Origin of the sequence: Bradyrhizobium sp. SZCCHNS3016 (assembly GCF_032484535.1) — a bacterium.
Lineage (GTDB): Bacteria > Pseudomonadota > Alphaproteobacteria > Rhizobiales > Xanthobacteraceae > Bradyrhizobium.
This window is the reverse complement of the sequence record NZ_JAUETE010000012.1, coordinates 153,901-166,535: the sequence shown is the minus strand read 5'-3', so window position 1 is coordinate 166,535 and position 12,635 is coordinate 153,901. Positions and strand designations below refer to the sequence as shown.

Below are 12,635 nucleotides of genomic sequence, written 5' to 3'. Positions count from 1 at the left end.
CGTCAGGTGCTTCCGTGCCCCGCGAAGGCAGGCGCGCGGGCACTCAAGCCGTTGGTGCCGGCGCCAATCTGGCAACTCCAGCGTCGCCGGTCTTCCCGTGCCCGCTTAGTTGCGAGCGCGAATGAGGTGCAAAGATCGGAAGTATGCGGCGCGAACGATCGCGGCTACCTCATTGTGGCTGGCCGATGTCTGCTCGTTTCCGTCGCGCGTCAGAGCTGGGGCGCCACGACGCCAACAGAGCGGAGGACTTCTCCGCCGCCGCCTTGACTCCGCCCAACCGGGCTGGCCTAGAAGGACGTAGTTCCTAACAGGGGTGGTATCAGGTGGCGGAGTTGGACGAGCAGGTCCGGCAGGACGAACGCGAGCGGTCGCAGGTTGCCGCAACCCTGTCGCCGGTAACGAAGGCGCTGTCACCGCGCAAGGCAGCCATCCTCGACCATGCCAACGATTTCGCCGATGCGCGCGCCAGCTGGCGCGACAAGGCGGCGTTCTTTCACAGCGAGGACGCGTGCTATCTGCGCTTCCTGATCCCGCCGGGCAGCCGCGTGCTCGAGATCGGCTGCGGCCTCGGCGACACCCTGGCATCGCTCGCGCCGTCCTACGGCGTCGGCATCGACTTCAGCGAAAAGCAGATCAAGATCGCCCGCAGCCGGCATCCTGAGCTGACCTTCATTCTGGGCGACGCGGAGGATCCGGCCACGCTCGCCGCCGCCACCGGCCCGTTCGACGTCATTCTGGTGCTCGACACCATTGGTTCGCTCGATGACTGCCAGCAGTTCATCGAGCAGTTGCACCCCTTGTGCACGCGCGAGACGCGCCTCGTCATCGGCTACTTCTCGCACCTCTGGTATCCGTTGCTGAAGGCTGCGGAGGCACTGGGCCTACGGATGCCGCAGCCGGAGCAGAACGTGCTGTCGCCGGCCGACCTGCGCAATCTCGCGCAGCTTGCCGATTTCGATCCGGTGAAATCCGAGCAGCGCGTGCTGTCGCCGCTGCGGCTCTACGGCCTCGGCCGTTTCGCCAACCGCTTCCTCAGCGTGCTCCCGATTCTACGCGCCTTGTCGCTGCGGCACTATCTGGTGTCGCGCTCGCTCCGCTGCGTGAGCGACGACGTCCGCTCGGCGACCGTGGTGATCCCCGCGCGCAACGAGCGCGGCAACATCGAGCCCGCGGTGCAGCGCATCGCCGCGTTCTGCCCGGACATCGAGATCATCTTCATCGAGGGCCACAGCAGGGACGGCACCTATGAGGAGATGGAGCGGGTGCGCCAGGCGTTCCCGGACCACGACATCAAGCTGATGCGGCAGCCCGGCAAGGGCAAGGCCGACGCGGTGTTCACCGCGTTCGACGCCGCGCGCGGCGACGTGCTGATGATTCTGGACGCCGACCTCACCATGCCGCCGGAGCAGTTGCCGAAGTTCTTCGAGGCGCTGCGTTCGGGCAAGGGCGAGTTCATCAACGGCTCGCGCCTGGTCTATCCGATGGACGAGGGCGCGATGCGCTTCCTCAACCTCATCGCCAACAAGACCTTCTCCTATCTGTTCTCGTGGCTCTTGAACCAGCGCTACACCGACACCTTGTGCGGCACCAAGGTGCTCCGCCGCAGCGACTATGTCAGGCTCAAGGCCGGCAAGGCCTATTTCGGCGATTTCGATCCGTTCGGCGATTTCGACCTGATCTTCGGCGCCTCCAAGCTGAACCTGAAATCGATCGACCTGCCGATCCGCTACGCCGCGCGCAGCTATGGCGAGACCCAGATCTCCCGCTTCCGCCACGGCTGGATGCTGCTCAAGATGGTCGTGTTCGCGTTCTTCAAGATCAAGGCGATCTGAGGATGACGGGAGTTCGCGGTGTCCAGCCTCAGAGGAGGCTGCGCCGATCGTTCGCCAATCGACCTACGTCGTCAAGGCCGGGCTTGACCCGGCCTTCCACGCCTTCGTTCGCCGAGGAAGGACGACGTGGATGCGCGGGACAAGCCCGCGCATGACGAAGAAAACGATTACGAAAACATCGAATCCGCCTCGTGACGCCTTCGATCGCCTGATGCGCTTCGGCTGGCACGGCGGCGTCGCGGTCGCGCTGCTGCTGTCGCTCGTGTCGTTCCTGGCCGTCGGCTATTTCACCGTCTATTGGCGCAATGCCGACATGGACTTCATGGTGATCTACAACGCGCTCGCGATCAACGATGGCGGCGCGCAGGCCTTCTTCGATCACCCGGCCTATCTCACCATCCTCTCAGTCAAGACCTGGTTCGCGCTGCTGCATCGGCTCGGCCTGCTCGAGGCCTGGACATTGTCGGCGATCCCCGCCGATCACGCCGTCTTCGATGTCGCGATGACCGGCGCCGTCCATGCCGGACGCGTCGCCGCGCTGCTGACGGCGGCGGGCCTCATCCTGGCCTTTGCCTGGCTGGCGCGCCGGCTGGTGTCCGATTGGCGCATCGCCATGCTCGCCGTCACGGCCTTCGTATTTTCCGGCGGCGTGCAGATGCATCTGCGCATCCTGCGCAGCGAGATGATGGCGGCGTCGTTCTGCATCCTCGCGCTGATGATCCTGATCGCGGTCGCGCGCCGCGCCAGCCTGACGCGGCCGCTCGCCGTCGGACTCGCCGCGCTGCTCTGCATGCTCGGCCTGGAGAACAAGGTGCATGCGATCCTGCTGATCGCCGCCATTCCCGTGCTGCTGTTGCCGTTCGGGACGGGGACGAGCGCAAGCGTGGCGTTCTGGCAAAGCTCGCGCGCGTGGGCGGCCGTCATGGTCGCAGCCGTGGCGGCGATCGTCGCCGCGATCGCCGCCTGGCCGCTGGTCGCCGCCGGCTTCGACCCCGTCAATGCGACGGCTGCCGGCCTCAAGCCGATGCTGCTCGGCCGCTTCGGCCTCTATCAGTTCGCGCTGCTCGGCGTGGTCGCGGTCTGCATGGCCGCCTTCGCGTGGTTATGGCGCGTGAGCGCGGCCGAGACCGTCGCGGCGCTGCTGGCGGTGGTGGCCGGCGCAAGCCTCGGCCTGCTGGCACTGAAGTTGAGCTACGACATCAACGATGTCGTGGTCGTGCTCAATCCGCTCGAGAAGATGATCACCTATGTCGATGCGCCCGAGGCCGCCGGCAGCCTGGGCGGTGCGATCGGCCTGTTGCTGTCCGGCGTCCTCGGGGTCATCCGGCGCTACACCTTCGTGCTGCAATCGTCGGCCCGCCCCGCCGTGTTCCTGACCTGGCTGATCATCCCCGGCATCGTCATGGCCTGGCGCCGCGGTGAGCGGCAGGCGGCCATCCAAGCCGTCCTCCTGATGCTGGCGGCCATCAGCATCGACACGCTCGGCGTCCGCCGCGGGCTGAAGGTCGAGTACTTCGTCGTCACCGATCCCCTGATCATCATCGCCGGCATGGTCCTGCTCGATCGTCTGTCGGACCTGCGCTTTTCCCGCTTCGCCTATCCGATCGGCGCGGTGCTGCTCGCGCTCCATGTCGGCATCAGCCAGGCCGAGCCGGTCAAGATGGCGCTCAAGCGCAGGGGGCCTGAGGAGGTCTGCGCGTGGAGCGGCCACTACATGCCACGGATGGCGCTGCCCTGGTGCGCGCCGCCGAACAGCCCGCCGAGGACGTGACGGCCGACGCTCAGGAGCGTCAAGACAATCCTGATCGCACCCTGCGGCGTGGCTTGACCGGCGCAAAGATCGCCGCGAGATCCGCGCCGTCGGGCGCCGGGCACTCGTCGAGCCGCAGCCGGCCCTCGACATGCAGGAAGTGCTCGCGCGACACCGCGATCGCGCGCATCAGGTCGCGGTCGCGCAGCGCCGCGACGATGGCGCCATGCTCGTCGACCGCGCAGATCGACTGCGCCGCCGGCTCGTACACCGACACCATCACCGAGGAGCGGCTGAGCAGATCGCCGAGCATGCGCGACAATTCCGGATTGCCGATGGAGTCGACGAGGTGGACGTGGAAGGCGCCGGACAGCCGCACCGAGGTCGCGCGATCGCCGCGCCGCGCCGCTGCGCGCTCCTCCGCCAGATGCGCGTCGAGCCGGGCGAGCAAACCATCGTCGATCCGCAGCACCAACTGGCTGAGCACGCCGGCCTCGAGCACGCGATGCGCCTCATAGACCCGTCTGATATCATCGAGCGTCGGCCGCGGCACCCGCGCGCCGCGGTTCGGGATCATCTCCAGCCGCCGCTCGGCGCCGAGGCGGTGCAGCACCTTGCGGATGCGCTCGCGCGACACGCCGAAGATCGCCGCCAGCGGCGTCTCGGCGAGCTTGGTGCCGGCCTTGAGTTTGCCCTCCAGCAGCGCGCGCAGGATGGCCTGATACACCGCCTCGTCCTCGGCGGGATTGGCCTTCCCGATTCGCTGCGCTCGCTTCGCCATGCTCCGTAGCTAGGCCCAAAGCCGCGGCAGGTCACCTCCAAAAAATGTGCACATTATGCTCGCGACCGGGGAGGGGGCCGGTCGAGAAGCGGATCGAGAAATAGCTCAGAGCGATGGTCTCATTGATGAATCAAAAAATGTGCACATTTGGCACGGCGCTTGCTGACTCCTCGTGACACGTCACGCGACAGCTCACACGGGATCCTCTCATGCACCCCTTCTCCCGCCGCAGCCTCCTGAAAACCGGTGCGGCCTTCGCCGCCACCCTTGCCGCGCCCGCACTGGTGCGCGCCGCCCCCAAAGAGATCGTGATCGGCGGCCCCGCCGGCGCCGCCAAATATTTCAACGCCGATCTGTTTCCGGTGCTGGAGAAGAAGCTCGACTGCAAGGTGCTCTATGAGGGCACGAACTCGCTGACCAATCTGCAGAAGATGCAGGCCGACAAGGCCAGCCCGAAGATCTCGGTCGTGATCATGGATGATCCGGTGATGCTGCCGGCCGCTGCCGAAGGGCTGATCACCAGGATGTCGTCGTCGGCCATTCCCAATCTCGGCAAGCTGGTCGACGACGCCGTGCACCAGGACGGGATGTGGGCCAACTACCAGAAGCCGTGGGTGGGCATCGCCTATTCCACCAGGCGCATGAAGACGGCACCTAGCAGTTGGGCCGAGCTGTGGGATGCGAAGTACGACTCCAAGATCGTCGTGCCGTCGCTGTCCAACACCGAAGGGTTCTGGACGCTGCTCGCTGCCGCGCATCTCGAGACCGGCAAGCCCTACAAGGAAGCGCAATACGAGATCGATGCCGGATTCAAGAAGATCAAGAGCCTGAAGGCCAATCTTCTGAACGTCTATACCAATGCGCCGCAGGCCATCAATCTGCTGGAGCAGGGCGAGGCCTGGATGATCGGCGGCCAGTTCTCGGCCTACACGCTGATCCGGAAAGCGGACGGCTCGCCGGTCGATCTCGCGATTCCCAGGGATGGCGGCTTCTCGATGCCGTCGGGCATCGCCAAGGTGAGCGGCGCGCCGGCCGGCGATCTCGCCGACGCCGTGATCGACTTCTATCTCAGCCCGGAGGCGCAGAGCATTCTCGCCAAGACGGCCTTCATCGCGCCGACCAATCAGGCCACGCCGTTGCCGGCCGGCTATCCCGATCCCGCGACATTGTTCGCGCCCGACTGGGCCTTCATCGCGAAGAACCGCGCCGGCTGGGTCGACCGCTGGAGCAAGGAGATGACATGAGCGCCGCGCCGCATCTCGTCATCAGCGGGGTCTCGAAGCGGTTTGGCGCGGCGACCGTGCTCGATCGCGTCGATCTCACCATCCGCCGCGGCGAGCTGGTGACCCTGCTCGGCCCGTCCGGCTGCGGCAAGACCACCTTGCTGCGCGCGATCGCCGGCCTCGCGCCGCCCGACACCGGAACGATCGCGCTCGCCGGGCGCGACGTCACCCATGTGCCGCCGCACCGGCGCAATGTCGGCGTCGTGTTCCAGAGCTATGCGCTGTTTCCGCATCTCACCGTCGCCGGCAACGTCGCCTTCGGACTGAAGGTGCGCGGCACGCCCAAGGCCGAGACCGACCGCGCGGTCGAGCGCGCGCTCGCGCTGGTCAAGCTCAGCCATCTCGGCGGCCGTCGCATCTCGGCGCTGTCCGGCGGCCAGCAGCAGCGCGTCGCGCTGGCGCGGGCGATCGCGGTCGAGCCGGACGTGCTGCTGTTCGACGAGGCGCTGTCGGCGCTCGATCGCAAGCTGCGCGAGGAGATGCAGGTCGAGCTGCGCCGCCTGCTGCAGGAGGTCAAGGCGACCGCGATCTTCGTCACCCACGACCAGGACGAGGCGCTGACCATGTCGGACCGCGTCGCGGTCATGAACAGGGGCCGCATCGAGCAGCTCGCCGAGCCGCGCGAGCTCTATGCCCGGCCTGCGAGTTTGTTCGCGCTCAACTTCGTCGGACTGTCGACGCGCATCGCGGGCCAGGTGGTCGGCGCGCATGACGGCACGGTGGACGTCGTGACGCCGGTCGGCCGTCTGTCGGCGCGCGGCGCGTTTCAGCCCGGCGCCTCGGTGATCGTCGCGACGCGGCCGGAGCAATTGCGTCTCGGCGCCGGAGACGGTGCCAACTCCGCGGCCGGACGGGTGCGCTCCGTCGTGTTTCAGGGCTCGCGGACTCTCGTGGATGTCGATGCCGGCGCCGGCGCGAGCCTGCTCGCTGAGCTGTCGGGGCGCGAGGCCGAGCTGCCGCGCGTGCACGACGAGGTCCGCTTCGCATGGCCGGTGACCGAAACCTTCGCCTTCGCCGCCGAGGCCTGACCATGACCGATGCCGTGTTATCAGCGCCCATCGTCAAGCCCGCGCCGGATCGCGAGCGGTTCGCCGCGTTCGGCTTCGTCGCGCCATCGGCGCTGATCATCGCGCTGGTGTTCGTGCTGCCCTTGGCGCTGCTGCTCGGCGTCAGTGTTCTCGATGGCAAAGGCGGCATCACGTCGGCGAACTACACGAGGCTGCTCGGTACGCCCTATTATCTCGGAATCATCTGGAATTCGCTGCGGCTCGGCCTGCTGACGACGCTGATCGCCTTCCTCATCTCTTATCCAGCCGCCTTCGCGCTGGCCCGCGCCCGCGGCGCGTTGCGTTCGATCCTGCTGGCAACCCTGTTCCTGCCGCTCGCAGCCTCCGTTATCGTCAAGGCGTTCGCCTGGACCATCCTGTTGCGCAGCGACGGCCTCATCAACACCGTGCTGATCGCGCTCGGGATCATCGAGGATCCGATCCGCATGATCTTCACCCAGACCGCGCTGATAACAGGTGCCGTCAACATCTTCCTGCCGTTCATGGTGCTGCCGATCTACGCCGTCGTCGCGCAGCTCGATGGCCGCTACGCGGAAGCCGCGGCGACGCTCGGCGCCTCGCCGCTCGTCGTGTTCTTTCGCGTCATCCTGCCGCTGACCTTGCCCGGCATCATTGCTGGCGTGGCGCTGGTGTTCTCGCTGTCGGTGTCGGCCTATGTGGTGCCGACGCTTCTGATCGGCGAGAAATATCCGACGCTCGCCACCACCATCGCCAGGGCCTATCTGCTGGCGCGCGAGCCCGGCTTCGGCGCCGCCGCCGGCGTCGTGCTGTTGGCGATTGCGGTCATCGTCGTCGCGCTCAGCACGCTGCCGTCGCGGGAGCCGAAATGACGACGCGCGTCGCCATCATCATCTGCTGGCTGCTCGCGATGGGCCTCGCGCTGTTCCTGGTGCTGCCGCTTGTGGTGATCGCGGCCGCGTCAATCTCGCCGACGCCCGTGTTCGACCTGCCGCTGTCGGGCGCCTCGCTGCGCTGGTATGGCCGCATCGGGCGGCTCGACGGTTTCTGGCCGTCGTTATCTCTGTCGCTGCAGATCGCACTGCTGTCGACCGCGCTCTCGCTGGTCGCCGGCACGCTTGCCGCGATCGCGATCGCCCGGGGCAGACTGCCGGGTGCAACCGCGATCGGGACGCTGCTCGTATCGCCTTTGATGATGCCGGGTCTCGTGCTCGGCATCGCGCTGTTGCAGTATTTCCGCATGATCGGTTTCACCGCGACCTGGAGCGCGCTGCTGGTGGCCCATCTCGTGGTGACCTTGCCCTATGTCGCCCGCACGATGATCGCAGGCCTCTCGCGCTTCGACTTCACCCTCATTGAAGCCGCGCGCACGCTCGGCTGCACCTATTCCGGCAGCGTGCTGCGCGTGATGGTGCCGGCGCTGGCGCCGTCGTTCCTGATCTCCGGCCTGTTCAGCCTGTTGGCCTCGTTCGACAACTATCCCGTCTCGATCTTTCTCACCGACGTGCGCTCGAAAACGCTGCCGATCCGCATGCTGCAATATCTCGAGGAGGCGCCCGATCCGACGCTCGCGGCGCTGTCCACCCTCATTCTCGCTGGCACCCTGGTGCTGCTGCTGATCAGCGACCGCCTGGTCGGCCTGCACCGCATGGCAGGAACCGCGGATTGACACGATGACCCCACAGCCTGTTTTCCGCCGCGATCTCACGGGTTATGCCGGCAGGCCGCCGCATCCGCGCTGGCGCGACGACGCACGCGTCGCGGTGTCGCTGGTGGTGAATTTCGAGGAGGGCTCGGAATTCTCGGTGTGCGACGGCGATCCGAGCAACGAGGCGATCTACGAGGTCGTGCATCGGCTGGACGGCCCCGACCCCTGTATCGACAGCCATTTCGAATACGGCACGCGCGCGGCGTGGTGGCGCATCATGGACCTGTTCGACGCCCACGGCGTCAAGGTCACGGTCAGCGCCTGCGGCCGCGCCGTCGAGCGCTCGCCGGAGCTCGCCCGTGATGCCGTGGCGCGCGGCCACGAGGTGTCGGCGCATGGCTGGCGCTGGCAGAGCCACGCCGGCATGGGCGAGACTGAGGAGCGCCGGGTGATCGCGCGCACGGTCGAGACGATCCAGCGCGTCACCGGAAAGCGTCCGCTCGGCTGGCATACGCGCTCGGCGGCGTCGGCGAACACGCGCCGGCTGCTGGTCGAGCAGGGCGGCTTCCTCTATGACAGCGACGCCTACAATGACGACCTGCCGTACTATGTCGCCGTCGCCGGCCGGCCGCATCTGGTGCTGCCCTACGCCTTCGACAGCAACGACATGCAGTTCTTCAACGGCTCGCGCTTCCGCGGCGCCGATTTCGCCGACTACGTCATCGACGCCTTCGATTGGCTGGCCCGCGAGGGCGCGACGGCGCCGAAGATGCTGTCGATCGGGCTGCATCTGCGCATGATTGGCCGCCCCGGCCGGATCGGCGCGCTCGACCGCATCCTCAATCACATCACAGGCAGTGGTGCGGCGTGGATCGCGCCGCGCGCGGACATCGCCCGGCACTGGCTGGCGACGGTGCCGCCGGAATCGTGAGCGCGGTCAATCGTCGTTGGCGATGTCCTCATCCCGCAGCGGCACCTCGATGGTGCCGCCCTCGCCAGTGTCGAGGTCGCGCTCGTCGTCGATCGGCGCGCCATCCCGTTCGTCCGCGTCGAGCGGCCACAATCCGCGGTCATGTCCGTTGCGTGGTGTCATGGCAGGGTCCTCCCGCCGGGATAAGATCGGGCGAGCGCAATGGTTCATGCGATCCCGACGCAGGCGTGGCGGACTGGCGCAGGCCGGTTCCGGCGACTACATCTGCGCCATGGTCGATCCCACCGCGCTGAAATCCTTTCTCGACAATCACCGCCGCATCGTCGTGCTCACCGGCGCCGGCTGCAGCACCAATTCGGGCATCCCCGATTATCGCGACAATGACGGGCAGTGGAAGCGCACCCCGCCGGTGACCTATCAGGCCTTCATGGGCAGCGACGAGACGCGCCGCCGCTACTGGGCGCGCAGCATGGTCGGCTGGCGGCGCTTCGGCCGCGCCCGGCCGAACGGCGCGCATCACGCGCTGGCGCGACTCGAGGCGCAGGGCCGCTGCGCCTTGCTGGTGACGCAGAATGTCGACCGGCTGCACCAGGCCGCAGGCAACAGCAACGTCATCGATCTGCACGGCCGGCTCGACCGCGTCCGCTGCATGGGTTGCGGCGCGACGCTGTTGCGGGCCCAGTTTCAGGACGAGCTGGCGGGCGCCAATCCGCGTTGGCTGGCGCATGATGCCGCCGATGCGCCCGATGGCGACGCCGATCTCGACGGGGTCGATTTCGCCGGGTTCTCCGTTCCGGCCTGTCGCGCCTGCGGCGGCATCCTCAAGCCCGACGTCGTTTTCTTCGGCGAGACCGTGCCGCGCGAGGTCGTCGCCACGGCGCGCGAACAGGTCGATCAGGCCGATGCCATGCTCGTGGTCGGCACGTCGCTGATGGTCTATTCCGGCTTCCGCTTCGTCCGCGCCGCCGCCGACCGCGCGATCCCCATCGCCGCCGTCAATCTCGGCCGGACGCGTGCGGATGATTTGTTGTCTCTGAAGGTCGCGGCGCCCTGTGACGAGGCGCTGGCGTTCCTGCTGAAAGGGTAGGGCGGGCCTACTCTCTCCGCCGTCATGGCCGGGCTTGATCCCCGCCATCCAGCTGTCTTGTCGCGGTAGAGATGGATGCCCGGGTCAAGCCCGGGCATGACGAGAAATCAAGTCCAGGGGGCTGCCTCACCGCGACTGCGGCTTCTCGCGGTTCTCGATGCGGTCCTTGTTGTTGACCTGCTCGCTCTCGGGCTTGCCGACCTCGACCGTCTTGCCGGCCTGGTTGCCTGGATTGTAGTGGAACTTGCCTTCGTGATGCTCGCCCGGCTGCTTCTGATCGGGATTGACGTTGTCGGCCATGGAACTCTCCTGTCGCTGTGTCGGACAACGTCGCGGGCGTGATGCTTGTTCCGCGGCGGAGCGCCGCGGCCCCGTCCATGCGGCATCATCGCTCTCTGTGCGGATGATCACGGAAGCCGCGCGCCCTGACCGTCATGATCCTCGCATGGGCTGCAGGGGCAGCCTCAAGCAACGAGGGACAAGGTCATGACGTCCAGCATTCGTCTTTTCGCCGCCGCCGCCATCGTCGCGGGCGCGAGCCTGCTCGCATCAGCATCGACATCGCCGGCGTCTGCCGGCTGGGAATGGCTCGGCAACAAGAACTACGTCAACTGCCTGCAGCTGTTTGCGAGCGGCAACTTCCTGATCCCGGCAAACGCCACGCCGGCCCAGCGTGCGGCGAAGCACGAAGCCGGCCGCCGCTACTGCAATCGCCAATACTACGGCCACGACTGAGCATGGCGGCACATGCGCAAGGCCGAGGCCGATCGCGGCCTCGGCCTTCGCTTGCGAGGCTCACGCCCCGGTCACGCGCCAGATGCAGTTGCCGACGTCGTCGGCCACCAGCAGCGATCCGTCCGGGCCGATGACGACACCGACCGGCCGGCCATAGGAGAAGCTCTCGTCCGGCGCCAGGAAGCCGGAGAGGATGTCGCGCGCCGGGCCCGACGGTCGGCCGTTCTCGAACGGAATGAACACGACCTTGTAGCCGGACAGCTTGCTGCGATTCCACGAGCCGTGCTGGCCGATCACCATGCCCTCGGGGAAGCCGGGCAGGGTGCCCGCCGGCAGCCAGCACAGGCCGAGCGAGGCGGTGTGGCCGCCGAGCGCGTAGTCCGGCGTCAGCGCGGTCGCGACCAGGCTCGCGTCCTGCGGCACCCGGTCGTCGACCGTCCTGCCCCAGTAGCAATAGGGCCAGCCATAGAAGCCGCCCTCGCGCACCGAGGTCAGGTAGTCCGGCGGCGTCTCGTCGCCGAGCCCGTCGCGCTCGTTGACGACGGTCCACAGCGCCCGCGTCTGTGGCTCGAACGCCAGCCCCACCGCGTTGCGCAGGCCCGCCGCGAAGATGCGGCTCGCACCGCTGGCGATGTCCAGCTCATAGATGCAGGCGCGGCCCTCCTCGACCTCGAAGCCCTGCTCGGCGATGTTGGTGAGCGATCCGACGCCGGCATAGAGCTTGCTGCCGTCAGGGCTGACCAAAAGGCTGCGCGTCCAGTGTCCGCCCGGCTTGAACGTCGTCAGCCGCTGGCCCTGCGCAGTGATGCGCTCGGCGCCCGCAGAATAGGGGAAGGCGACGATGCCGTCGGTGTTGCCGACATAGAAGGTGCTGCCGACCAGCGCCATGCCGAACGGCTGGCTGAGATTTTCCATGAAGGCATTGCGGCGCTCGGCCGCGCCGTCGCTGTCGGCATCGACCAGCCGGGTGATGCGGTTGGCGCTGACACCGAGGGCTGCGGCGCGGCGCATCGTCGCCTGCATCGCGTAGCCGAACATGTTGCGCACCGGGCTCGGAATCTGGGTGGCCTCGGCGATCAGCACCGACTTGTCCGGCATCACGTAGATCCAGCGCGGATGATCGAGCCCGGTCGCGAACGCATTCACCTTCAGCCCCGCCGCCGCCACCGGCTTTTCGCCGTCCTGCCAGCCGCGCGCCGTCGGCATCTTCAAGGTCGGCAGCAGCCCCTGCGGCTTCGCGACGGGAATCTGCGGTTGCGCGCCCCAGGCCGGCTGCGGCGTCTCCCCCTGCAACTTGCGCCACTGCAGCGCCGCATTGCCAACCAGCGCGACACCGCGCGCGACGATGGAGGAGAGGGTTGTCATGGGAGTCCTGTGGGGCTTGGCAGAAGACGGATACGGTGGATGACGGGCCATCGCGGGATGGCGGAAAAGGCCGAGCCGTTATGATCTACCATGCTCAACGTGACAACTGCGTGCGCCGCGGATGGGGGCTGCGGAACCGAGGCGACGCCACCCAACAACGAGCTGCCAGCGCTCCCCTCCCCCTTGCGGGGAGGGGTC

13 protein-coding genes are annotated in these 12,635 nt (G+C 67.4%); 9 read left to right on the top strand and 4 right to left on the bottom strand.

Features of this window, described 5'->3' with window-relative positions; translation table 11 throughout:
- Positions 1–323 precede the first annotated feature (323 nt).
- Together QW881_RS22660 and QW881_RS22655 are read left to right on the top strand one after the other, a co-directional pair.
- A complete protein-coding gene (locus QW881_RS22660; protein ID WP_315757175.1) occupies positions 324–1,832 on the top strand; it encodes a bifunctional class I SAM-dependent methyltransferase/glycosyltransferase family 2 protein in 1,509 nt (502 codons plus the stop codon).
- A 151-nt stretch (positions 1,833–1,983) separates the two neighbouring features.
- Positions 1,984–3,603, top strand: coding sequence for a hypothetical protein (locus tag QW881_RS22655; RefSeq protein ID WP_315757176.1), 1,620 nt, complete (start codon positions 1,984–1,986; stop codon positions 3,601–3,603).
- A gap of 19 nt (positions 3,604–3,622) precedes the next feature.
- Here QW881_RS22655 and QW881_RS22650 read toward each other — a convergent pair whose 3' ends face one another.
- Complete coding sequence (locus tag QW881_RS22650) at positions 3,623–4,363, bottom strand: GntR family transcriptional regulator (RefSeq protein ID WP_315757177.1); 741 nt, start codon at positions 4,361–4,363, stop codon at positions 3,623–3,625.
- 209 nt (positions 4,364–4,572) lie between these two features.
- Between QW881_RS22650 and QW881_RS22645 the strand changes: the two genes are divergently transcribed.
- Genes QW881_RS22645 through QW881_RS22625 form a run of 5 tightly spaced genes read left to right on the top strand, consistent with a single transcriptional unit; the run spans position 4,573 to position 9,250 of the window.
- Positions 4,573–5,607 (top strand): extracellular solute-binding protein, encoded by a 1,035-nt coding sequence (locus QW881_RS22645; RefSeq protein ID WP_315757178.1) that lies wholly within the window; start codon positions 4,573–4,575, stop codon positions 5,605–5,607.
- Positions 5,604–6,674 carry an ABC transporter ATP-binding protein gene (locus tag QW881_RS22640; RefSeq protein WP_315757179.1) on the top strand — a complete coding sequence of 357 codons (1,071 nt, stop codon included), beginning with the start codon at positions 5,604–5,606 and terminating at the stop codon, positions 6,672–6,674. The genes QW881_RS22645 and QW881_RS22640 overlap by 4 nt, the downstream gene beginning before the upstream one ends.
- Before the next feature lie 2 nt (positions 6,675–6,676).
- Entirely contained in the window at positions 6,677–7,543 is an 867-nt protein-coding gene (locus QW881_RS22635) for an ABC transporter permease (RefSeq protein WP_315757180.1), read from the top strand.
- The gene (locus tag QW881_RS22630) at positions 7,540–8,340 is read left to right on the top strand and encodes an ABC transporter permease (protein ID WP_315757181.1); all 801 of its coding nucleotides are present in this window, start codon (positions 7,540–7,542) and stop codon (positions 8,338–8,340) included. Before QW881_RS22635 ends, QW881_RS22630 begins: the two co-directional genes overlap by 4 nt.
- A gap of 4 nt (positions 8,341–8,344) precedes the next feature.
- A complete protein-coding gene (locus QW881_RS22625) occupies positions 8,345–9,250 on the top strand; it encodes a polysaccharide deacetylase family protein (protein ID WP_315757182.1) in 906 nt (301 codons plus the stop codon).
- Positions 9,251–9,256: 6 nt separating this feature from the next.
- Here QW881_RS22625 and QW881_RS22620 read toward each other — a convergent pair whose 3' ends face one another.
- The gene (locus QW881_RS22620; RefSeq protein ID WP_315757183.1) at positions 9,257–9,412 is read right to left on the bottom strand and encodes a hypothetical protein; all 156 of its coding nucleotides are present in this window, start codon (positions 9,410–9,412) and stop codon (positions 9,257–9,259) included.
- A gap of 46 nt (positions 9,413–9,458) precedes the next feature.
- On the opposite strand from QW881_RS22620, the gene QW881_RS22615 reads away from it, so the two are divergent.
- Positions 9,459–10,337, top strand: a complete 879-nt coding sequence (locus tag QW881_RS22615) for an NAD-dependent protein deacetylase (protein ID WP_316158690.1) — start codon at positions 9,459–9,461, stop codon at positions 10,335–10,337.
- A 126-nt stretch (positions 10,338–10,463) separates the two neighbouring features.
- Here QW881_RS22615 and QW881_RS22610 read toward each other — a convergent pair whose 3' ends face one another.
- On the bottom strand, positions 10,464–10,637 hold the full coding sequence (locus QW881_RS22610; protein WP_316158691.1) for a hypothetical protein: 174 nt from the start codon (positions 10,635–10,637) through the stop codon (positions 10,464–10,466).
- Positions 10,638–10,823: 186 nt separating this feature from the next.
- Between QW881_RS22610 and QW881_RS22605 the strand changes: the two genes are divergently transcribed.
- Positions 10,824–11,072, top strand: coding sequence for a hypothetical protein (locus QW881_RS22605; RefSeq protein WP_315777256.1), 249 nt, complete (start codon positions 10,824–10,826; stop codon positions 11,070–11,072).
- Between the two features lie 60 nt (positions 11,073–11,132).
- Here the strand turns inward: QW881_RS22605 and QW881_RS22600 are convergent, their stop codons facing one another.
- Positions 11,133–12,437 (bottom strand): sorbosone dehydrogenase family protein, encoded by a 1,305-nt coding sequence (locus tag QW881_RS22600; protein ID WP_316158692.1) that lies wholly within the window; start codon positions 12,435–12,437, stop codon positions 11,133–11,135.
- Positions 12,438–12,635 lie beyond the last annotated feature (198 nt).